Genomic DNA, 22073 nt, shown 5'->3' on the forward strand with positions numbered 1-22073 from the left:
ATATGTAAGGAGAAATGTTATCATGACTATCACAGCAGCAGGAAATAAAAAGGAAGTTGCAGACGGACTTACCGTAGCGCAGCTCATCATCGACGAAAAGGTAGAAACTCCCGAATACGTTACCGTTACCATAAACGATGAGTTCGTAGAGAGCGGCACATTCGAGAGCACCGTGCTCAAAGACGGCGACGTAGTAGAATTTCTCTATTTCATGGGAGGCGGACAGTAATGGCATTTACTAACGAACAGATAGAGCGCTATTCGCGCCACATTATCCTCAAAGAGGTAGGCGTAAAGGGGCAGAAAAAGCTGATGAACGCTAAGGTGCTCATCATCGGCGCGGGCGGACTGGGCGCACCTGCGGCTATGTACCTCGCGGCGGCGGGCGTAGGCACTATCGGCATTGCGGACGCTGACGAAGTAGATCTTTCAAACCTGCAGCGCCAGATAATCCACGCTACTGAGGACGTGGGCAAGGCTAAGGTACAGTCGGCTAAGGAAACTATGGAAAAGCTGAACCCCGACGTAAAGGTAAACACCTACCGCACATTCGTTGACAGCGAAAACATAATGGATCTGATAAAGGACTACGATTTTATCATCGACGGCACCGACAACTTCCCTGCCAAGTTCCTTATCAACGACGCCTGCGTAATGGCGAAAAAGCCCTTCTCGCACGCCGGTATCATACGCTTTAAGGGTCAGCTTATGACATACGTTCCCGGTCAAGGCCCCTGCTACCGCTGCGTATTCAAGAACCCGCCCCCGAAGGACGCTGTACCTACCTGCAAGCAGGCGGGCGTTATCGGCGCTATGGGCGGCGTTATTGGCAGCTTACAGGCTATGGAAGCTATCAAATACATTATCGGCGTAGGCGACCTGCTTACAGGCTACCTGCTTACCTACGACGCTCTGAAAATGGAGTTCCGCAAGGTAAAGCTGCCGAACGACAAGCATAAGTGCGCGGTATGCGGCGATGAGCCTACCATTACCGAGCTTATAGACTACGAACAGGCAGAATGCGACGGTGTACATCTATGATAAAACTAAGCAAAAGCGATTTTGAAAAAATACTTGCTCACGCTGAAAGCGAGCTGCCGAACGAGGCTTGCGGCCTTATCGGCGGCGTTATAGAGGACGGCGTAAAGATAATCAAGAAAGTTTACCTACTGACCAATATCGACCACTCAAACGAGCACTTCTCTCTCGACCCGAAAGAGCAGCTCGCGGCGGTAAAGGATATGCGCGCGCAAGGTATCTCCCCGCTGGGCAACTGGCACTCTCACCCCGAGTCGCCCTCGCGCCCCTCTGAGGAGGACAAGCGTCTGGCTTACGACAGCAAGGCGAGCTACATGATACTCTCGCTTATGAACAGAGATGAGCCTGTGCTCAACTCTTTCAAGATCAATGGCAGCGACGCCGAAAAGGAAGAGCTTGTCATAGAATAATAATCCTGACAAAGGCAAAGTATGAAAAAGAAAACAAAGCGGGCTGACCTCTAATTTCAGTGAGATCAGCCCGCTTCGTTTATGCCGTTATAACGTTTAAGCAATTATCCTACGTTTTATCTTTTTCATCTTTCGCCGCATCTGCCTTCGGCTTATCTTTATCTATATCGGCCTCGTCCGCCGCGCTTTCCTCGTTGATAAATTCCGCCTCTATCGGCTCATCATCGGCGCTGTTCTTCGGCGGCAGCTTCGGCAGGGGCGTTTCCTTAGCCTCAAACCAGAATGTCGAGCCGCTGCCCTCTTCCGAGATAACGCCGAATGCGAACTCGTGCATTTTCAGTATCTCTTTGCATATCGAAAGGCCTAAGCCTGTGCCGACAGTTTCGCGGCGCACCTTTCCGCCGCGGTAGTAGCGGTCGAAGACCTGCGAAAGCTTGTCCTTCGCTATGCCCTGCCCATTATCGGTGACTTCTATGCGCACTATTCCGGGGCGGTTTATCTGCTTTATGCGTATGCGCTTTTTCTCGCCGCTGTAATTGATAGCGTTGTTTACGAAATTGTAGAGCACCTGCGCTATCTTTTCGCGGTCGGCGCAGATGGTGCGGTCGTCGTCGGGCTCGAAAGCTATATCGTAGCCGTTTTGCTCTATCATCAGCGTATAGCGTTTCAGCACGTCCTCTATCTGCTCGTGTATCGAATAATCGGTCTTGTTCAGCTCCATATTCGAGCTTTCAAGCTTCGAAAGCTCCAGTATCGAATTTACGAGGTTCGAGAGGCGGTCGGCTTCGTCTATTATTATCTGGCAGTGCTTCTCGCGCTTTACGGGGTCGTTGCCCGAAAGGTCGCGTATCATCTCGGCGTAAGCCTTTACCATAGTAAGCGGCGTGCGAAGGTCGTGAGATATATTGGCTATGAGGTCTTTGCGCAGGTCGGTCACCTTTTTGACCTCATTTCGCGCGTCGTCCAGCACGGTAGCCAGTTCTTCTATCTCGCGGTAGCCCTCGGCGGAAAATTCTACTTCGTAATCGCCCTCGCCGAATTTCTGCGCCGTTTCGGTAAGCTTTTCTATCGGCCTTGCCACGCGCGCAGAGATAAGCACGGTGACTATGAAAGCCAGCTCGAAGAGGATTATCGTGATGTACACGAGCTGCTCGCGGATAATGCTTACGGTAGAATCTATCGGCTCTACCGGCGCTTCGATGAATACATACATCGTGCTGCCCTCGCTGTCAGAAAAGCGCTTGCAGTAGAATATCTCCTCCGCGCCGAATTCGTCGCTGTGCTTTATCGTGGTAAGGCTGTCCTCGTTGGAATTTTCCAGCTCGCTGCGGAAGCGGTAGATGGTCTTGCCGTAATTTTTGCTCTTATCCTTGCTGAAAAATGAAAAGTTGCCCATGTTGTTTTCCATTATCAGCTCTTTGCCTGATTCGTCGCATATCATGACGAACATATTGTTATTAAAAGCCGTCTGCCGCGCAAACGAGCGCGCTTCCTCCAGCTCAGAAGAATTGTAGCTGTTTATAACGCTTTCAGCGCTGTCCGCGGCGGTGCGTATCCTAGCCGAGCGATAATACTTCGGCAGGAAAAAATACTGGAAAAGCCAGAGCAGCGCCAACACGAAAAGCACGAAGAACATGAAATATGTCCACACATACGTTTTCAGCGTGCGGCGCTTGCGGAATTTGGCGAAGCAGCGGCGCTTTTTCCTGCCGCCTTTTTCCTCGGCAGCCGCGCCCTCCGCCCGCGCAGGCACTTCTGCTTCGGGCTTTTTCTTATCAGTTGATCTTTTCAAACTTGTAGCCCATTCCTCTCAGCGTTACTATCAGGTTGCGGTACGGGCCTAAGCTGTTGCGCAGCATCTTGATGTGTGTATCTACCGTGCGGTCGTCGCCGTAGAAATCAAAGCCCCATACCTCTTCCAGCAGCTTTTCGCGCGAAAGAGCGATGTTCATATTCTTCACGAGGTAGAAGAGCAGGTCGTACTCCTTCGGCGTCATCTGCGCCTTTACGCCGTCTATAAGCACTTCGCGCGCGGTGAAATTTATAACAAGACCCTTATAGGTGATGACGTCCTCGGTCTTTTTAGCCGAGTTCACGCGGTTCATCACGGCGCGGATCCTCGCCATAAGCTCCTTGGGCGAAAAAGGCTTTACAACGTAATCGTCTACGCCTATCTCAAATCCGAAAAGCTTATCATACTCCTCGCCGCGGGCGGAGAGCATTATCACTGGTATATCCTTTATCTTCTTTATTTCCTTGCAGGCGGAGTATCCGTCGAGCTTCGGCATCATGATGTCCATAACTATGATGTCGAAATCGTTTTTCTTCACGCACTCAACAGCCTCCATGCCGTCGGCGGCCTCCGTTACCTGAAAATCGTTAAATTCTGCATACTCGCGTATTATGTCGCGGATACGCTCTTCATCGTCTACAACCAAAAGCTTTGGCATATCAATTACCTCCGTTTAAAAGAGAGCGGGTACAGCGCTCGCGCCCTTTCACATTTTTCTGTTATTATCCTACCATACTTATATGTATATTTTGTGAAAATACCAAAAAAATATAAGCAAATATACCAAAGCTTTATCACTTCATGAGCGCTTCCACGAGTATCTTTATACCAAGCAGTATGAGAATTATGCCGCCGCAGGCCTCTGCCTTAGTCTTGTACTTGTCGCCGAAAATGCTGCCTATCTTTATGCCCGCCGCCGAGAATACGAATGTCACCGCGCCGATGAAAGATACCGCGGGTACTATATGCACCTCGAGAAAAGCGAATGTAACGCCTACCGCCAGCGCGTCGATACTGGTAGCTATCGCGAGCATGAACATTTTTTTCGCGGACATGGAAGCGTCGGCGTCAGGCTTTTCCTCCTCGCCCAAGAGCGCCTCTTTCAGCATATTCGCGCCGATGAGCACCAGCAGCACAAAGGCTATCCAGTGCGCGTATTTAGTTACCATATCGGCAAAGCTCCTGCCCAGCAGAAAGCCGATAGTAGGCATAAGCGCCTGAAATCCGCCGAACCACAAACCTGCTGTCGCCATGTGCTTAAAGCGTATCTTGCCCAGCGACAGCCCCTTACAGACTGAAACGGCGAAAGCGTCCATAGAAAGCCCTACCGCGAGAATGAAAAGTTCCAGAAGTCCCATCTTAAAATACCTTCCTTGTATCAAATTACAAAAAAAGACCCACGGACAAAAACACTTAGAGCGTTTTCGTCCATGAGTCTCATCGTTCCAATAAAAAAAAATCGGTATGCGCCGCCGGGCGGTAACTCGCCGCCATTATGTCGAACTGCGCCGCGCGAAAATCAGCCGCAAAAGCTATCCGCGCCGACTACTCCCTCAAAGAGATTATACTATATACTAACATATTTTATTACCCGTGTCAAGGGATTCGCGGAAAAAATTTCACAAGGCTAACATTCTAATATCACTTAATTTTTTTAGTATATTTTACATTTCCCTATTGATAATTCCTACAAGATATAGTATAATAGAAATAGTGTATTGATTTGTTTTGTGTGTACGCACTTTTCCCAAGGGGTGACATTTTGAAAAAAAGCAACGAAAAGACCAAATACATATACGCGGGGCTTACGGCTTTTGCAGTGCTGGCGGCGGGAATGCTTATGATATACATAATCTTCCGCAAGAAAGAGCTTGCCGCGGCGGTAGAGGTGGTAAAGAGCATACTCGAGCCTTTCATAATAGGCGGCGTGCTCGCCTACCTGCTCGCACCGCTCTGCAATACTTACGAGCGCTGGATGAACAAGCTGCTGCCCGATAAGAAATGGAAACCGAAGCTTGCCGCTACCCTCGCGGTCGCCATGAGCTCGCTCTCGGCAATAGCGGTGATAGCCGTGCTGGTGCTGCTTATAGTGCCCGCTACGCTGAAAAGCTTGGTATCGCTGGTGCTCTCAGTGCCGGGGCTTGTTATGGACTTTATCAACTGGTCTAACGAACGGCTGGCAGACTACCCGCAGCTAAAAAAATACCTGATGAATGCGGTAGACGTGGTGTACGATAAGTTCGACAACTGGACTCAGCTCCAGCTTATGCCCTCTATACAAACTCTGCTCAGCGGCGTGGGAAGCAGTATCTCGCTGATATTCACGTTCGCGCTGAATATCGTGATAGGCTTTATCATCTCGATATACCTGCTGGCTTCGCGCAAGCTTTTCGCGCGGCAGTCTAAGATGCTGCTATACGCGGTGTTTCGTCCAAAATCCGCCGACCTCATCTTCGGCGAGGTAAAGTACGCGGACAGAATGTTCAGCGGCTTCCTGCGCGGCAAGGTGCTCGACTCGGCGATAGTGGGACTGATCTGCTTCGTATTCCTAAAGATAATGAATTACGAGGACGTTATGCTGATAAGCGTTATCGTCGGCGTTACGAACATAATCCCCTTCTTCGGGCCATTTATCGGCGCTATACCCTCGGCTCTGCTGATATTCGTCACCAGCCCGATAAAATGCGTTTACTTCGTGATATTCATATTCATACTCCAGCAGTTCGACGGCAATATACTAGGGCCTAAGTGCATGGGCAGTACTACAAAGCTTTCGGCATTCTGGATACTTTTCGCGATACTGCTTTTTGGCGGACTTATGGGCTTCGTTGGCATGATAATAGGCGTGCCGCTCTTCGCCGTAATTTACGATATTGTGAAAAAGCTGGTCTACTTCCTGCTTCACAAGCACGGCAGAGATGATATGCTGCCCGCCGAAACGGAAGACACCGCCGACCCGCCCGACGGAGCGGAGGAACAGCCTGCTTCTGCCGAACCTGTTCAGACGGCTCAAACGGCTGACAACGCAGCACCTGCTGAATAAAAATCTATACGGGACGCATTCCGCAATTCGGAAGCGCCCCGTTTTTTATTTCAGTATGTCCTTAAAAAAATCCGCCGAGCTTATCCCTGCGGGACGGTTGAACCTGCCCATGAACGAGAGCGAACTTTCGTCGCCGACCGCCACGCGGTTCACGCGCTCCTCACAGCTCAGAGTCACCTCAAAGCCGAACTGGCGCACTATCTCCTCGGTAAGCTCGCTGCGCATGCCGTAGGGGTAGGCGTAAGTTACCGGCTCTTCGCCCTTTGGCAGGGCTTTCTCCAGTATCTTCAAGGCTTTGTGGGTGTCGTTGCGCAGAGCGCGGCAGTAGTCCTCGTCACTCTCGCCCGCCATCTGCGAAACGCCCCGCCGCTCGCCCAAAGCGTGCATATCCCAAGAATGGCAGGCAAGCTCGCACCAGCCGCTAAGCGCCATAGTCCGCGCATTTTCGATGTCCATAGTCGAGTAGGCGGGGTTCGGCGAAGCCTCCTCGGCGGCGGCGGTGCACCACTCCCCTACCAGACAGAAAACGCCCTTGCATTTGTATTTTTCAAGCAGCGTAAGCACATAATAGAAATTATTGTAACAGCCGTCGTCGAAAGTAAGCACTATCGGCTTTTCGGGCAGCGGCGTGCCGTTTTTTACATGATCGGCGACTTCGGTGCAGAAAACGGGCGTGTAGCCCGACTGCGTGATGTATTCCAGGTCGGCTTCAAGCTCGGCGGCGGAGAGAACGTATTCGCCCGACTGCGACTCGCCTTTTACAACGCTGTGATACATGATTATCGGCAGATCTGTGCCATCGCCCTCAGCGGCAGCGCGATCGGCGGAAAACGAGCGTACCAGCCCGCATACCAGCACCGCAGCGGCAGCGGCAGCCATCAAGGCCGCTGCACGGTATATCCTTAAACTAGCAAACATAGACGATTACCCCTTTTCTTATCTTATCATAGAATTTGTATGTAAAAAAATTTAGTAAAATTCCAAAAAATCTTGATTTGCTCTTGTTTTTTTTGTTGAAATCTGATATAATATTTATTAGACTATTACACGCCTGCACCCGCGCAGGTTTGATAAATGGGGGTACATAACCGTGAGATCTATACGTTCAAAAATCATGCTCGCCATGCTTTCACTGGCTTTGGGAATATCAGTGCTGCTGTGCGTGATCTTCCTTATATACATTAACATTTCCACGAAGCACACGCTGGCTGTTACGATGCGCTCGCTCGCAAGCGAAACAGCCGTGAGCTTTGACTACATGATAAACGAATATATCGAGCGCGCAAGCCGCGTGGCGCTCGATGCCGATTACGAAGCGCTTGATACGCCGCAGAAAAAAACAGCCGCTTTAGACGAAGCTTTCAGCGACAACGCCCTCATCAGCGACTTTGCGGTGTACTCTTCATCAGGTTCGCAGCTGGATTCAGACGGCTCGCGCTGCGCAGACGTTATCACCGAAAACGACATTTGGAACGCCGCAAAGCGCAAGACGGCTACCCTTACCGACATCGTAACAGTAGACAACGAGAACTTCTTCGCTATACTTGTGCCTTCTAACGATGCTACCTTCATTTCGGCGATAGTTCTGAACTGCACATCTATCAACGAGACGCTGATAGCGGACGACGAACTGAACAGCACAGTATACATTATAGAGAATAACGGTGAGATAATATTCCAGTCTAACTCTTCAGGCACGAAATACGCGAACAGAAATCCGATAGAGCTTGCTAAAACCGACGAGAATTACCAGAGCATGGCTGACGCTTTCAGCAACGCGCTCAACGGCAAAAACGGCAGCACCGAGTACGAGCTTTCAAAAGAGGACTACGCGGTGGGCTACTCAGCAGTTTCAAACTTTGGCGGAACGCTTATCGCGAGCGTACCGACAAGCAGCTTCAACGCCATGACGGCAACATCAATGCGCGTGATGATTCTTGTTGCGGCAAGCGTTATAATCGTAACATTGCTGGTTTCTGTGCTCTTTGCACGCAGCATCTCTCACCCGATAGTTTCCACAACGCAGCGTTTGCGCAAGCTTTCTCAGGGCGATATCTCCACCCGCGTAGACGTTTGGTACTCGCGCGACGAGTTAGGCATACTTTCCAACTCGCTTGAAGAAACGATAGTCAGCCTGCGCCAATACATCAATCTGATACAAGTAGCGCTCCAGCAGATCGCCGAGGGCAACCTCTGCCACCGCATGGAGGGCAACTTCAAGGGCGATTTCCTCAAGATAAAGACTACGTTCAACGAGATTTTCGAGTCGCTTTCCGAAACCTTCGACTCTATCAACCACTCCGCCGAGCAGGTGACATCGGGAGCGGTTCAGGTTTCCAACTCGGCTCAGGCGCTTTCGCAGGGCGCGACGCAGCAGGCAAGCGCCATCGAAGAGCTTTCGGCTACGCTGGGCGGCGTTTCGGATCAGGTAGCACGCAACTCCAGCGACGCTAAGGACGCGTACCGCCGCGTAAGCGACAACTCGACCGCGATCTCAAACTGCAACAGCGATATGTCGAATATGCTGGAGGCTATGGAGCTGATAAATCAGACTTCCTCCGAAATTGCAAACATCATCAAGGTCATCGACGAGATCTCGTTCCAGACCAACATACTCGCGCTGAACGCGGCGGTAGAGGCGGCACGCGAAGGCTCGAAGGGCTTCGGCGTAGTTGCGGACGAAGTACGTCAGCTCGCGACAAGATCGGCGGAGGCGGCAAAGCAGAGCTCGGCGCTTATCGAGCGCTCGGCGAACGCTGTAAAGCGCGGCACGGCGATCGCGCAGGAAACTGCAAAGTCGCTTGAAAATACAGTTAAGAGCAGCGACAAAATACAGGAACTGATGAAGAACATCGCAGACGCCTCGGCTGAGCAGTCGGAGGCGATCTCGCAGATAAACACGGGCGTTGACCAGATCTCGGCGGTAGTTTCTGCCAACACAGCTACTGCTATCGGCTCAGCTTCCGCAAGCGAAGAGCTTTCGGGACAATCGCTGATACTCAAGAACATGATAGCAAGATTTAAGCTTTCCGACAAGCCCGGCGACGAACTGCCGAGCGACAATGACGGCGACGAAACGCAGGAAAATGAAGAGGAAGAGCAGATCAAAATAGATCTCGACGACAAAGACGACAAGTACTAATATAAATATTTGAAACCGAAACAGGAGGGTTCAAAACATGAAAAGAAGAATTGGAATTTTAACGAGCGGCGGCGACTGCCCCGGACTGAACGCGACCATACGCGGTGTGGCGAAAGCTTGCTATGAAAAATTTGGCAGCGATGTAGAGATCATCGGCATACAGGACGGCTACTCGGGACTGATAAACAACCAGTGCAAAATTATGCAGCCCTCAGATTTTTCGGGAATTTTGACCACCGGCGGTACGATCTTCGGTACAAAACGCACGCCTTTCAAGATGATGAAAGTGGTCGAAGAGGATAATGTTGACAAAGTTAGAAATATGAAAAAAACTTACAAAGACCAGAAGTTGGACTGCCTACTCACTCTTGGCGGCAATGGCACGCACAAGACGGCTAATCTGCTTGCCGAAGAGGGACTGAACGTCATCGGTCTGCCAAAAACGATCGACAACGATATTTGGGGCACGAGCGTGACTTTCGGCTTCCACACCGCAGTTGACATCGCGACCGACGTTATCGACCGCCTGCACACCACCGCGAATTCGCACGGACGCATTCTTGTTGTCGAGATAATGGGCAACAAAGCTGGATGGCTGACGCTGTATTCGGGTATCGCGGGAGGCGCGGACATGATCGTTATCCCCGAGATCCCCTACGATATCGACAAACTCTGCGCGGCGTGCGAAAAGCGTGCACAGCAGGGCAAGGGCTTCTCGATTCTTGCAGTTGCCGAGGGCGCATTTGACGTCGAAGAGGCGAAAATGAAGAAAAAAGAGCGTGCTAAGGCGCGCGCAGAGGCTGGAATCACGACCGCTTCAAACCGCATCGCGACCCAGATACAGACCTCGACCGGACTTGAAACACGCGTTTGTGTGCCGGGACATATGCTTCGCGGCGGCAGCCCGAGCGCTTATGACCGCATTCTTGCAACGCAATTTGGCGTACACGCGGCTGAGCTGATCGCGCAGAACAAGTTTGGCTATGCGGTAGCAAAGATCGGCGACAAGATCTCTGAAAACAAGCTTTCGGACGTTGCAGGCAAAACTAAGTTCGTTCCCGCCGACGACCAGATGGTAAAGACAGCCAAAGACATCGGCATTTCGTTCGGCGACTAAAATGCGATACGACATTCAAAACTTGAATTTCCTAAGATACCCATATGGAGATGAAGCGATAATCGGCACACTGAAAGTAGTTGCTGTGCTCGACCAGTCAATGCAGATCGGCTCGCTCGTTTCGCATATATCGCACGATCAGATCTCGGTCAACGCAATGAAACCGTACGACAGCATTTCCGAACATTTCCGCATTTACCGACCCGACGTGCTGATAATCAGCACCGATTCCGTCGATCTCGAATGGTTTATCGCGCTGACTCATGAGCTGGAGAGCGAATTGATGTACATGCCGATGCTGGTAAACATTGCGCAGAAACGCACACCCGAACTTGACCGACTCGCGGCGAAGTACCAAGGATTTTACTTCATCAAACCACCGTTTGACCCTGCAGCACAAGCACGGCACATTGAAAAATTTCTGATAACAAAGGTTGTCACGAAAGAGTTTTACTACAAAAAAGTGATTGAATGCATAAAGCTTACATTACGATCAATGCACTGTTCGCCAACAGCGGAGGGATTTGAACCACTGGCAGAAACTGTATTCCAAGTAGTTGTTAACCCATTTAAACGTTTCAACTTTGAGCGCGATGTTTACCCATCTATATCAAAAGAACTAAAACTGACGACCGAATTCATTAAAATCAGCATTGACAGACTCATTGCAAACGCACTGCCTCAATTTACGGACGCTGAAACGAGCATTGCTTTTGAGGGTAACGATCTGAAAAACGAAATGCCTTCCAGCGCAGAATTTATCCACGCAGCGGCATTCATAACCTCATTTCCCTGTCGAAAGATCCTGCGAAACATTGAAGATGAACCTTTCTTTAAGGCCGGGGCACGAATAAAGTATTTTAAACCGACTTTTTAGTCGGTTTTTTTATACACAAAACAAAAACGCTGCCGATCGCTCGACAGCGTTTTATATTTAAAGAAGTTTATTCTTTACTAGTCGCTCAGATTAGTCCTTCTTCTTGGAAACTGCCATAGCAGCACCAGCAAGGATCACACCAACAGCGCCGAGTGCAGCAGCACCGGTAGAGGGGTTGGTATCAGTCTTGCCACCCTGAGAAGAGGTGGTGGAAGAAGTGGTGCCAGCTGCGCTGCTGCTTCCGGTGGAAGTAGTAGCATCAGAGGAAGAATCAGCCTCAGAAGAAGAATCAGCCTCAGAAGAGCTGTCCTCAGAAGAAGTCGACTCGCAAGAGCAGATTCCGCTCATGTCGCCAAGACCGGAAACGTCGAATACAAGATCAAGGTCAGTACCCTTGAGGTCTGCCAGATTGATAGGAGAATCAGCCTTGGTATCGCCGTACTCGTTGTAGATCTCGATTCTGTAGCTGGTCTTGTTGTTTTCGATGTTGCCATACTTAACCTTTTTAGCGTCGAAATTGATTTCCTGACCGTCAACCTTTACAGCCTTAAGAGTAGCTGCGAAGTCAGGGTACAGAAGCTCTCTGTCTTCGATAGTTTCGTCAGCAGCACCATCATATACGTCAGCGATGTCAACTACGAGAACAACTGCGCCGTCATAAGCGTCATTGTCCTTAACATTTCCATCGTCGTCTCTCAGAGTGTAGGAAAGGGTGTACTCTCCATCGCCCTCAATGTGAGTGGTGGACTTCCAGTCCTGAGGATACCAGCCGCCAGCAGCGAAACCGAGAGTAGCATCAAGCTCTACTACGTCAGCGCATCCGCATCCGCAAGCGCCGGCTGCTTCGTCCCAATTCTTGCAAGTATCAGAAGTGCATCCGCATCCGCAGGGGCACTCTACGACCTCAGCAGGCTCAGCAACAGTTACAGAGCTAATAGAAGCGTCGTAAGCAGAGAAGAGCAGTCCGCCGTAGTTATTATTTTCCTCATAAGCTTCACGAATTGCAGCTACACCCTCAGCAGTAATTGTAAATGTGAAGGACTCAGCGTCAGCGTTGTAAACGAGTATAGAGCCATCGTTCTGGAGCAGAGGAGCACCGGTGTAGTCCTTGAGCTGCTCGTCAGTGTAGTTCTCCTTAGCCTCAAGACCCTTGATATACTCGGTCAGCTTAGGCCAGCCAGCAGCCATAATTCTGGGCGAGAGGATATGGTATGTATCATTGCCAAGAATCTTGTAGTTTACAGTTACCTGCAGGTCCTTGCCCTCGGGAAGGTTTGCAAAATACTTGTAGTCTACAGAACCCTGCGAACCCCAAGCGCTGTACTCCTCAGCAGAGGTGTCAACGGTCTGAGGAAGCTCATAAACTTCGCTGTCAGAAGAAGAATCGTCGCCGCCCTCGTTAACCTGTACGTCAGCAATGGTAGCTTCGAGAGTGAAGTCGCCAACAGCCTCGAGGTCAGCCCAGTTAGAGTCATAGCCGAACAGTGAAGCGGTTGTTTTAGTGATGGTCTCGCCATTGTTGTCCTTGCCGCCGAAGTCGATAGCTACAGAACCGGACTTCTCATAGTCGCCTTCACCGGTAATTGTGTAATTAATGGTAGCGGTCACGGTCTCGCCTTCAGCAAGAGTAACATCATCGCCCATGTAGAACTGGATGCCGGCATCACCGATAGTAGCATCGCTGCCCTTAGAAGCCTCAGCGAGGTCCTTTGCGTTGCCGGTCAGGGTGAGCTTTCCGTCAGCACTGAACTTGGTATCAACAGACTGCCAGTTCCAGGAGCCGTTGCCCATTACATAAACCTGCGCGCCAAAATTCTCAGCTTTTACTTCGGTAGCAGCGGAAGCGCTTACCATAGTAATGAGAGAAGCAGCGAAAGCAGTAGCCGAAAGTCCGGCCAGAATCTTAGTTGCTTTCATTTTAAAATTCCTCCATTAAAAAAATTTTTTTCAAGTGCGAATATACCATGAGCGTATGACCCGCCCCTGATAATCATAGCTATATTATATCACATGTTTATCATATTTGCAATAGTCATTTTGACTAAATCCATGATAAACCATCGTGCATTTTTACCAAATTGTAATCAATTTTCACCGTTTTTATACTAATATATGAAACTTTTTAAATATTATCTTCTAACAAATTAGCCGAATTTGTTAGACCATATGCAACAAAATTTCATATAGGATAATCGTTGAAAGGCGGAAAACTGCCGCGTTTCCGCCTTTGCTCTCAGCCCTCTGCGTAGATCTGCGAAAGCTTTTTCAGCCTTTCTCCCGCTATCTCAGCGGCGTACTGCGGCGCAAGAATCTTTGCGCCATCGCCCAGACCGAAAAGCCAGCCCCAGAAGTTTGGCGAGAGCTTGACTTCTGCTTCTATTGTAAAACAGCCGTCCTTTTCGCGGTGCATCTGTACCTTATCCCCAAATTTTTCGCACACCGCTTCCGTTAAGCTATCTATAAACTGTATTTTCAGCACTTCGGAAGTGCCCTCGCCGAGTTCTCCGCCCGATTTCAGACGGCGCAGCTCCCGCTCTTCCTCTTCGGTGAGCGGATGGCGCTTCTCGCTGCCGACGGCTATATCTGTAAGCCTTTCCGCGCGGTAACGGCATATCTTCTGCTGCTTTTCGCACCAGCAGATAACGTAGTACCTCTCGCACTCCCAAACTATTTGGTAGGGCGATATAGTCACGCGCTCCTCTGCCCGCTTGCCGCCTTTTTTCTTCTCGCCCGAGTTATCAGTGCAGGTAAATTCGGCGCAGCGGTCGGAAAGTATAGCCTCCTGCAAAACGTCCACAGCGCGATACACGGCGTCAGACTGCGTTTTTGTGCGGTTCTCGTTATGTATCGAGCGGCGCAGCCCGGGCGCGTGGTATTCGCTGGTAAGAGTTTGCAGCTTTTTGATTATCTCATTCGATCTTTTGATCGTCAAATATTTTGAGGAAGCCACAGCGTTAGCAAGCGCTTTCAGCTCCTCGTCGGTAAACAGCCGCTCGCCCATGTAATAAGCGTTAGAGTGGCCGATCTTAGTAGTTTCGATATTCAGCCCCGCGTCGCACAGGGTAGCAATATCGTCATATATAGTCTTGCGCTCCGCCTTTATGCCCATAGCCCCGAGAATATCTATAAGCTGATTTCCCGTTATAGCGTGGCTCTCATCGGTGCGCTGATTAAAAAGCTGCTCCATTATAAGCAACTTTTGCTTCTGCTTTGATACGCCTGCCAATTTAATTAACCCTCCCCGCTCGTCTTTTTGCTTTTTTCCCCGAGCATATGTTCGTGCACTTTGGTGCAGCTGCCGTCGGGGTTTATGATCGTCGTGTTATTGAGCTGAGCGCGCAGTGAGCCCGTAACGGCTGCGCGGTACTCGTTTCTCAGTGCCTGTCTTTCGCTCTGCTCTTCGGGAGTAAGCTCCCTCTCGCGGGCGATGGCGGTGAGTTCCGACAATCTCGCAATTTTTTCACTCTCCATAATTTTTTCTCCTCTTTCTTTCGTGCGCACCGTCTGCATACGCGGAGCTCCGCCCGAGGTCTTGCCCTCGGCACCGCCTTGAACGACTGCCCGAAAAAATACGGTATTACACAAGTACCGTTTCGGCGATCTGCTGATTTATTTTTTGGACTCTTGGCATTTTTAAGTCTTTTTCGCCATGCTTTTTGATATAAAAGTCCATAAAAAGTCCCACAAATCTGCCGTGAATATATTATACCACACTTTTCGTGAGATTTCAACGTTAATTTTGCACAAAGTGTCCGATAATTTTCCCTCAATTTATACAAAAAGCTCACCCGTTCATCACTAAGCGAAGCGCTTGCGGATGTTCTTCTCGGCGAACGGCGGCGGTTTAAAAATTTGCACAGAGTTTGTGCATTGTGTACAAAAATAGCTTTCCCCTCTTGACTTTTTGCGAAAATCGGTTATAATTAGACTTAGAGAAAAGAACATTTGTTCTTTTATGAATTCAGTCGCCTCTTTCCACTCACCCCAAAATCTAGGAAGAAGCCGAAGCGCGGGCAGCCGCCTGCGCTGCAAAATGACGGCGTTTTGCGCCGAACGAAAGGAATATGCCATGAGAAAAAAGAAAAATGCAAGAATTGCAAACGTTCAGACCCTCCCCGCGCCCTGCCCGCAGATCAGCACCGACTTGCTTCGGCTGACCGAGCAGTACAGGCGCGACGAGGAGAACATCTCCCTACAGATAGAGAAGCTGCGTGCGAGGATAAAGCAGCGCCCCGAGCCGCATGAGCTGGAGCAGCTTGAATTTCGCATCGACGTGCTGCTTTGCGAAAGGCGCGAGCTGCGCGCGGCTGCCGACCATATGCTCAGGCTCGCCGCGCCGCCCCCGCCAAGCCCAAGTCTGCTCGCAAGGGAGCGTGGCGCTTCGTGAGTCTGCTTTCGCGCCGCTGCATCGCGGGAAACTCTGAATATCTTGAAAATTTGATAGAAAATGAATTGACCGAAAGGCAAAAATGTTATATAATTAAATATTACAGGGACGGCGAAACGGTGCGCTCGATAGCGCAGCAGCAGGGCGTTTGCCCATCGACCGTGAGCAGGACTATCCGCCGCGGAATGGCGAAGCTGATGAAGACTGCCGAAGCCGCCCGCAGGCTGAGAAGCTGAGATACATAAATTGTAAAAAACACGCTCGGGTATACCTTATTAAACAGGGGGTTATCCGAGCGCAGAATGAGGGATACGCATGAGCTTGAATAAATTCGCAGAAGATTACGCCGCTTCTGGCATTTCGCGGCTGCATATGCCGGGGCACAAGGGGTGTAAGATACACGGTCTTGAGCCGCTCGACCTCACCGAGATAAAGGGCGCGGACTCGCTTTTTGAGAGCGAGGGCGTGATAGCGCAAGGCGAGCGGCGCACGGCGGAGATATTCGGCGCGCGTACTACCTGCTGGTCGGCGGAGGGTAGCAGCCTTTGCATAAAAGCGGCGCTAGGCTTAGCCGCGCGGCATTTCGGCAGGCGTATGACCGTAGCCGCTCCGCGAAACTGCCACCGCGCGTTCATAAGCGCCTGCGTGCTGCTGGACATCGACGTAAAGTGGATATTCCCCGAGAGCGGCTCGGCACGGCTTTGCGAGTGCGGCGCTGCGCCCGAAGCGGTGGAGAAAGCGCTGGCGGGCGGCGGAGTTGACGCGGTGTACATCACCTCGCCCGACTACCTCGGCGGAATTTCGGACATAGGCGGGATAAGCCGCGTTTGCAAAAAGCACGGCGCTCTGCTCATCTGCGACAATGCCCACGGCGCGTATCTGAAATTTGTAGGCGAGGGTATGCACCCGCTAGACCTCGGCGCGGACATAGTATGCGAGTCGGCGCACAAAACGCTCCCCGTCTACACGGGCGGGGCGTACCTGCACATTGCGAAAAACGCGCCCGCCGACTTTGACGAGCTGGCGAAGCCCGCGATGGTGCTCTTCGGCTCGACAAGCCCATCATACCTGATAATGGGATCGCTCGACCGCTGCACCGACCTGCTGGAGGGCGACCTGCCCGAAATGCTGCGCGCCTGCTGCGAAAGAACGGCGCGGACGAAAAAACTGCTCGCCGAGCGCGGCATCAGCGACATTTCGCGCGAAGCCATGAAGATCACGATAGACGCGGTGAAGATCGGGTATACGGGCGTGCAGCTCGCCGAGATGATGCGCCGCAGCAAGATGGAGTGCGAATACGCCGACGCGGAGGTAGTAGTGCTGATGCTCTCGCCCTACAATCCCGAGCGGGATTTCGAGCGGATAGAGCGCTTTTTCAGCGGGCTGGAGCTGCGCGAGCCGCTGGCTATCCCCTGCCCGCCCGAGCCGCTGCGCCCCGAAAAGGTGATGAGCCTGCGGCAGGCCGAGCTTAGCCGCGCCGAGCGGATAGACGTTGAAAAAGCCGAGGGCAGGGTGTGCGCACGCAGCGCTATGTCCTGCCAGCCCTCGGTAGCGGCGGTGATGGGCGGCGAAAAAATTTCCGCAGAAGCGATAAAAATTCTCAAAAGGTATAGCATTTTGCAGATAGATGTGTTATAATAGATATGAGCAGCAAAATGCTGCCGCTTACGCTTTAAAATAAGGAGAATGATCTCTATGAAACTGGTTTACGCCATAGTAAATAACGACGACAACTACGCCGTATCAAAGGCGCTGCTGAAAAAGGGCATACGCGCTACGAAGCTTGCATCTACGGGCGGATTTCTCTCGGCGGGCAACACTACTTTTATGATCTGCTGCCGCGAAGAGGACGTTGACACCGTTATCGACACCTGCAAAGAACATTCGCGCAAAAGAAAGCAGTTCGTGCCCAGCTCGACCATTATCGAGCCTGACGGCGGCGGTTCGTACCCTGTGGAAGTCACCATAGGCGGCGCTACCATATTCGTTACCGACATCGAGCGCTTCGAGCAGGTATAAGGGGCGGGCAAAATGATAGAGCTTTGCGAAAACCGCTCGGCAGCCGACCTCACCTCCTCGCTGATAGCCAAGGGGCGCGAGCCGCACTCGATAATGATATGCGGCGAGAAGGGGCTGGGCAAAAAGCTCATCGCGAAGCTGATAGCCCAGCAGTTGCTGTGCGAAAATGGCACTGGCACGCCCTGCGGGGTATGCCGTGCCTGCCGTATGATAGAGGACGGCGCGCACCCCGACTTCATAACAGCCCCCGCCAACGCGCTCGGTAACTACAAGGTAGACGACATACGCGCGCTGACGGCCGACGCGCAGATCTCACCCAGCGAGGGCAGGTACAAGATATACCTTATCCCCGATATGGACAAGTCTGTGCAGACCTTACAGCAGATACAAAACACGCTTCTGAAACTGATAGAAGAACCGCCCGAATCGGTAGTAGTGATACTTACGGCGAAGAGCAAGGAGATATTTCTCGACACGATAATCTCGCGAACGCTGATATTGCAGGCGGAAGAGGTAGAGCCTGCCGCCGCGCAGGGCTATCTTGAAGCGCACGGGATAGACCGCGCTATGGCTGAGGAAGCTGTGCGCCGCCACGGCGGAAACATCGGCAGATGCCTAGACTACTGCGGCGACGAAAAGCTGCGCGCGGCGGCGGAGTATGCGGAAAACGCTGCCCTTGCCATTGCGCAGCGCAGCGAATACGGTCTGCTGAAAGCGCTGGCGGAGTGCGAGCTGAAAAAGGAAGCGCTATCTGCCGTGATGGTGTACCTGCAGCGGATAATGCGCGACGCCTGCCGAATGAGAGCGGGTGCGCCCGCGCCGAGGGTTTTCTCGCAGAAAGTATGCGGGGCGCTGAGCGAAAGCTTCACCACCGCGCGGCTGGCGGATATTTACGACACCACGGGCGAATTTCTGCGGCGCATAGCGGGCAACGGTCTGCTTTCGGCGATACCCGCCGCGTACACGGCGAGCATATTTGCGTAAATGAGCGTTTTTAAATTGAAAGGACTTTAAAATGGCAATGGTAAAATACATCGGCGTTCGTTTTAAGAAGGTCGGAAAAATATACTACTTCGCGCCCGGCGAGCTGGACATACACTGCGGCGACAAGGTGATTGTAGAAACGGTGCGCGGCGTAGAGTGCGGTGAAGTAGTTCTCGCAGACCGCGAGATGGAGGAATCGAAGCTGAATTCGCCGCTGAAAACGGTAATACGCTTGGCAACGAAAAAAGATTTCGAGATGATCGAGAAAAACAAGAAAAAGGAAAAGGAAGCTTTTGCTATATGTGAAGAGAAGATACGCAAGCACGGTCTGAAAATGGATCTGGTGGACGTAGAGTGTACTTTTGACAACAACAAGCTGCTCTTTTACTTCACTGCCGAAAACCGCGTAGACTTTCGCGAGCTGGTAAAAGACCTTGCGAGCGTTTTCCGCACCCGTATAGAGCTGCGGCAGATAGGCGTGCGCGACGAAGCGAAAATGCTGGGCGGTTTAGGCATATGCGGACAGCCATTCTGCTGCTGCCGATTTATGGGCGAATTTCAGCCCGTATCGGTAAAAATGGCTAAGGAACAGTCGCTATCGCTCAACCCGACTAAGCTTTCGGGCACTTGCGGCAGGCTGATGTGCTGCCTGAAATTCGAGAGCGAAGCATATCAAGATCTGCTAAAGACCACGCCGAAAACGGGAGCATACGTCAAGACCGCCGAGGGCAAGGGCGTAGTTACCGACGTAAACCTGCTTACAGGCACGCTGAAAGTCAAGATAGATAAGTCGGACAACCTGCTTACCGTCAACAAAAAGGACGTAGAGGTAATAAAGGACTCAGTTATCCGCGTTGACAAGAACGAGATGCGCGCGCTGAAACAGCTTGAGGGCAAGTAAGGGAGATGAGCGGCGATGCCTTCGATAGCAGTACACCTCGCGGCGGCGGATATTCTCGCTGAGCCGCTTAAAATTAAAGATATGCCCGCCTACCTGCTGGGCTGCATAGCGCCCGACCGGGTGAATGCCGACGGATTCGCGCCCGCCGAGCAGCGTTACGCGGCGCACATACGCTCGCGCAACATTGAGCAGTGGAAAGCGAACATCGTGAAATTTTGCCGCGAGCGTGCGGAAACGGATTTCATAAAAGGCTTTGCGCTGCATCTTTTTACAGATATAGCTTGGGACGAAACGGTACAGCCACAGCTTTTTGAATATCTGCGCGGCAAGGGCATTGCCGAGGACGAACTTAACAACGCGAAATGGGACGAACTGCGCGGCTTTGACTCGCTGCTCTCGAAAAGAGATAACTATCCGCGGGACATAGAGCTGCTGCGGCGCTCGACGGCGGATTCGGCAGGCGACGCAGGCATCGACAAAGCGGGGCTGGAAAAATGGCGCGACAAGATAACGGCTTTGCAGTACCCCTACCCGCCCTGCGGTTTTCTGAGCGAAGAGCACATAAAGACCGCGGCGGAGCTTGCTCTGCTTTACATGGAACAGGTATTTGAGATATAAAAAAACAGCCGAACGGTCAGCTAAGATCGTTCGGCTGTATGCGTATTCTGGAATATCAGCCCTGAGCTGTTTCGGGAATCTTTTCGGGCTCGAGAATAGAGGTGCAGTGCGGGCATCTTACCGCCTCGATGTCAATATCGGTCTTGCAGTAAGGGCACTTTTTGGTGGTAGGGGCGGCGGCTTCCTCGTGCTTGCCGAGGGACATGAGCTTATTGATAGCCTTCATAAGCATGAAGATAATGAAAGCCATAATGAGGAAATTGATAACAGCGGTAAGGAACTTGCCGTACTCTATGTACTGACCCGTGCTGAAAAGCTCAAAATGGCCCGCTACTTTAGCGCCGCCGATAGAATTGATGATAGGATTGATAAAGCTTTCGGTGAACGATGTCACTATGTCCTGAAAAGCGGCACCGATGATAACGCCGACGGCGAGGTCCATAACGTTGCCCTTTAGCGCAAACGCTTTAAATTCCTCAATAAATTTCTTTACTACTCCGACCTTTTCATTCTCCATTGCGAAAACATTCCTTTCACATTTACTCACCCGCGGCGGGGCGGTGATACTGTAATTAGATTATAGCACAAAGCAGGCGAAAAATCAACGATTTTCGTTGAAAAATGATAATTGTGAACAATTTGTAAAAGGTGACATAAACCCCTTTACAAGTGTGAAATGTTGTGGTATAATAATAAAGCTGAAACGAGCAAGGCAAGATTACAGTTGAGATCACACTGGGATATAGCCAAGAGGTAAGGCAGCGGACTTTGACTCCGTCATTCCGCTGGTTCGAATCCAGCTATCCCAACCATCTGTTTGCTCATTTCAAAAGAATAAGCAAATTGGGGTATCGCCAAGTGGTAAGGCAGTGGACTCTGACTCCACCATTCCGTAGGTTCGAATCCTTCTACCCCAGCCAAAAGTAAAGCAGACGTTTTTCTAGAGCGTCTGCTTTTTTTCTATTTGGATATTGATTTTTTGCGGGGGTTGTTGTATAATAGAAATCACAAAACATATCGAGTATCGGGCATAATTTAATCAAAAGGTGATCGTGACAGATGAAAAAGATATTCTCAAAAAAGGCGGCGTATCTGCCGTCAATAATTTTCGTTACAATGCTGGTGACCATCGCCGTTTGCTGCGACCCACCCTCTTTGGTCGGAAGGTCGGCGCTTATACGCCTTGCGGTAACTATACCGCTCAATATTTTATTTCAGATCTTGCTTTACCTCTTAGCGGCGACGCTGCTTTTTATAGCTTTTCATTATTTGCTGCGCGAAAGAAGCATCGTAAAGCGGCGTATCGCCGATCTGATATTAGGAATAATATGTATTCTCTTCTGCTGTACGCTTATTACGGACAGCTATCTTTCGCCGCTTCGCGGAAGCATTAAGGGCGATTTCCGGGCATGGACGGATATTTTGTCAGACCTGAACGGCGGCGACAACGTATGTATCGAAAATTTGAATATCAAAACTTACCGTATGCCGGGGCACACTTCGCATAGGTCCGCAACTAACGACTCGTATTATATCGTCGCTGTTGACGAAGACAAGAACAGTTTCAGGTTTGCAATAACCGCAAAAGACATGGCGCTGATATTCGGCGATGACGACTACGAGCCAAAATACGGAAAGATCGAATACTATAAAAATTCCGGACTGGTAAAAGCAATAACGCTTTACGATGAAGTCACGGCGAAATGAAGAGAAAACACATACATACAGAACAAGCCCCCCGCACA

The 22073-nt window shown here is 51.0% G+C and carries 23 protein-coding genes and 2 tRNA genes; 17 read left to right on the forward strand and 8 right to left on the reverse strand.

Annotation, left to right across the window (positions count from 1 at the left end; genetic code table 11):
* Positions 1 to 22 precede the first annotated feature (22 nt).
* Genes thiS through LI114_RS04435 form a run of 3 tightly spaced genes read left to right on the forward strand, consistent with a single transcriptional unit; the run spans position 23 to position 1448 of the window.
* Positions 23 to 229, forward strand: coding sequence for a sulfur carrier protein ThiS (thiS, locus tag LI114_RS04425; protein ID WP_022127921.1), 207 nt, complete (start codon positions 23 to 25; stop codon positions 227 to 229).
* On the forward strand, positions 229 to 1041 hold the full coding sequence (thiF, locus tag LI114_RS04430; protein WP_227219619.1) for a thiazole biosynthesis adenylyltransferase ThiF: 813 nt from the start codon (positions 229 to 231) through the stop codon (positions 1039 to 1041). The genes thiS and thiF overlap by 1 nt, the downstream gene beginning before the upstream one ends.
* Positions 1038 to 1448, forward strand: a complete 411-nt coding sequence (locus LI114_RS04435; RefSeq protein WP_227219620.1) for a M67 family metallopeptidase — start codon at positions 1038 to 1040, stop codon at positions 1446 to 1448. Before thiF ends, LI114_RS04435 begins: the two co-directional genes overlap by 4 nt.
* 109 nt (positions 1449 to 1557) lie before the next feature.
* Here the strand turns inward: LI114_RS04435 and LI114_RS04440 are convergent, their stop codons facing one another.
* From LI114_RS04440 to LI114_RS04450, 3 genes are all read right to left on the reverse strand, one after another.
* A complete protein-coding gene (locus LI114_RS04440) occupies positions 1558 to 3240 on the reverse strand; it encodes a sensor histidine kinase (protein ID WP_227219621.1) in 1683 nt (560 codons plus the stop codon).
* Positions 3224 to 3898, reverse strand: a complete 675-nt coding sequence (locus LI114_RS04445; RefSeq protein ID WP_227219622.1) for a response regulator transcription factor — start codon at positions 3896 to 3898, stop codon at positions 3224 to 3226. The genes LI114_RS04440 and LI114_RS04445 overlap by 17 nt, the downstream gene beginning before the upstream one ends.
* Positions 3899 to 4034: 136 nt before the next feature.
* Entirely contained in the window at positions 4035 to 4598 is a 564-nt protein-coding gene (locus LI114_RS04450) for a manganese efflux pump MntP family protein (protein WP_227219623.1), read from the reverse strand.
* Between the two features lie 404 nt (positions 4599 to 5002).
* Between LI114_RS04450 and LI114_RS04455 the strand changes: the two genes are divergently transcribed.
* Positions 5003 to 6283 (forward strand): AI-2E family transporter, encoded by a 1281-nt coding sequence (locus tag LI114_RS04455; protein WP_227219624.1) that lies wholly within the window; start codon positions 5003 to 5005, stop codon positions 6281 to 6283.
* A gap of 45 nt (positions 6284 to 6328) precedes the next feature.
* Here the strand turns inward: LI114_RS04455 and LI114_RS04460 are convergent, their stop codons facing one another.
* The gene (locus tag LI114_RS04460) at positions 6329 to 7201 is read right to left on the reverse strand and encodes a polysaccharide deacetylase family protein (RefSeq protein ID WP_227219625.1); all 873 of its coding nucleotides are present in this window, start codon (positions 7199 to 7201) and stop codon (positions 6329 to 6331) included.
* Between the two features lie 172 nt (positions 7202 to 7373).
* Here LI114_RS04460 and LI114_RS14275 point away from each other — a divergent pair, with 172 nt between their 5' ends.
* The 3 genes from LI114_RS14275 to LI114_RS04475 are packed head-to-tail and all read left to right on the forward strand — an operon-like array spanning position 7374 to position 11419.
* Complete coding sequence (locus LI114_RS14275) at positions 7374 to 9425, forward strand: methyl-accepting chemotaxis protein (RefSeq protein WP_227219626.1); 2052 nt, start codon at positions 7374 to 7376, stop codon at positions 9423 to 9425.
* Positions 9426 to 9462: 37 nt separating this feature from the next.
* Positions 9463 to 10542 (forward strand): 6-phosphofructokinase, encoded by a 1080-nt coding sequence (locus LI114_RS04470; protein ID WP_227219627.1) that lies wholly within the window; start codon positions 9463 to 9465, stop codon positions 10540 to 10542.
* A 1-nt stretch (position 10543) separates the two neighbouring features.
* A complete protein-coding gene (locus LI114_RS04475) occupies positions 10544 to 11419 on the forward strand; it encodes a hypothetical protein (protein ID WP_022127911.1) in 876 nt (291 codons plus the stop codon).
* A gap of 90 nt (positions 11420 to 11509) precedes the next feature.
* Here the strand turns inward: LI114_RS04475 and LI114_RS04480 are convergent, their stop codons facing one another.
* From LI114_RS04480 to LI114_RS04490, 3 genes are all read right to left on the reverse strand, one after another.
* Positions 11510 to 13336, reverse strand: coding sequence for an NPXTG-anchored protein (locus LI114_RS04480; RefSeq protein WP_227219628.1), 1827 nt, complete (start codon positions 13334 to 13336; stop codon positions 11510 to 11512).
* 316 nt (positions 13337 to 13652) lie between these two features.
* On the reverse strand, positions 13653 to 14645 hold the full coding sequence (locus tag LI114_RS04485) for a helix-turn-helix transcriptional regulator (RefSeq protein ID WP_227219629.1): 993 nt from the start codon (positions 14643 to 14645) through the stop codon (positions 13653 to 13655).
* 5 nt (positions 14646 to 14650) lie between these two features.
* Positions 14651 to 14890 carry a DUF896 domain-containing protein gene (locus LI114_RS04490; RefSeq protein ID WP_227219630.1) on the reverse strand — a complete coding sequence of 80 codons (240 nt, stop codon included), beginning with the start codon at positions 14888 to 14890 and terminating at the stop codon, positions 14651 to 14653.
* A gap of 598 nt (positions 14891 to 15488) precedes the next feature.
* Here LI114_RS04490 and LI114_RS04495 point away from each other — a divergent pair.
* The 7 genes from LI114_RS04495 (at position 15489) to LI114_RS04525 (ending at position 20328) form a co-directional block, all read left to right on the forward strand.
* Positions 15489 to 15806 (forward strand): hypothetical protein, encoded by a 318-nt coding sequence (locus LI114_RS04495; RefSeq protein WP_227219631.1) that lies wholly within the window; start codon positions 15489 to 15491, stop codon positions 15804 to 15806.
* A complete protein-coding gene (locus LI114_RS04500; RefSeq protein WP_227219632.1) occupies positions 15803 to 16042 on the forward strand; it encodes a helix-turn-helix domain-containing protein in 240 nt (79 codons plus the stop codon). The genes LI114_RS04495 and LI114_RS04500 overlap by 4 nt, the downstream gene beginning before the upstream one ends.
* Before the next feature lie 79 nt (positions 16043 to 16121).
* On the forward strand, positions 16122 to 17444 hold the full coding sequence (locus LI114_RS04505; protein WP_227219633.1) for a PLP-dependent transferase: 1323 nt from the start codon (positions 16122 to 16124) through the stop codon (positions 17442 to 17444).
* A 57-nt stretch (positions 17445 to 17501) separates the two neighbouring features.
* Complete coding sequence (locus LI114_RS04510) at positions 17502 to 17825, forward strand: cyclic-di-AMP receptor (RefSeq protein WP_227219634.1); 324 nt, start codon at positions 17502 to 17504, stop codon at positions 17823 to 17825.
* A gap of 12 nt (positions 17826 to 17837) precedes the next feature.
* Entirely contained in the window at positions 17838 to 18809 is a 972-nt protein-coding gene (locus LI114_RS04515) for an ATP-binding protein (protein WP_227219635.1), read from the forward strand.
* 37 nt (positions 18810 to 18846) lie between these two features.
* A complete protein-coding gene (locus LI114_RS04520) occupies positions 18847 to 19710 on the forward strand; it encodes a stage 0 sporulation family protein (RefSeq protein WP_227219672.1) in 864 nt (287 codons plus the stop codon).
* Positions 19711 to 19725: 15 nt separating this feature from the next.
* A complete protein-coding gene (locus tag LI114_RS04525) occupies positions 19726 to 20328 on the forward strand; it encodes a zinc dependent phospholipase C family protein (protein ID WP_227219636.1) in 603 nt (200 codons plus the stop codon).
* A 55-nt stretch (positions 20329 to 20383) separates the two neighbouring features.
* Here LI114_RS04525 and mscL read toward each other — a convergent pair whose 3' ends face one another.
* The gene (gene mscL, locus LI114_RS04530) at positions 20384 to 20845 is read right to left on the reverse strand and encodes a large conductance mechanosensitive channel protein MscL (protein WP_227219637.1); all 462 of its coding nucleotides are present in this window, start codon (positions 20843 to 20845) and stop codon (positions 20384 to 20386) included.
* Between the two features lie 219 nt (positions 20846 to 21064).
* Here mscL and LI114_RS04535 point away from each other — a divergent pair.
* The 3 genes from LI114_RS04535 (at position 21065) to LI114_RS04545 (ending at position 22035) form a co-directional block, all read left to right on the forward strand.
* Positions 21065 to 21140 (forward strand) — tRNA-Gln (locus LI114_RS04535).
* Between the two features lie 32 nt (positions 21141 to 21172).
* Positions 21173 to 21248, forward strand: a tRNA-Gln gene (locus LI114_RS04540).
* A gap of 139 nt (positions 21249 to 21387) precedes the next feature.
* Positions 21388 to 22035 (forward strand): hypothetical protein, encoded by a 648-nt coding sequence (locus LI114_RS04545; protein ID WP_227219638.1) that lies wholly within the window; start codon positions 21388 to 21390, stop codon positions 22033 to 22035.
* The last annotated feature ends 38 nt before the right edge of the window (positions 22036 to 22073 follow it).

It is taken from the genome of Ruminococcus sp. 210702-SL.1.03, assembly GCF_020559915.1.
In the GTDB taxonomy this organism is placed as follows: domain Bacteria; phylum Bacillota; class Clostridia; order Oscillospirales; family Ruminococcaceae; genus YE71.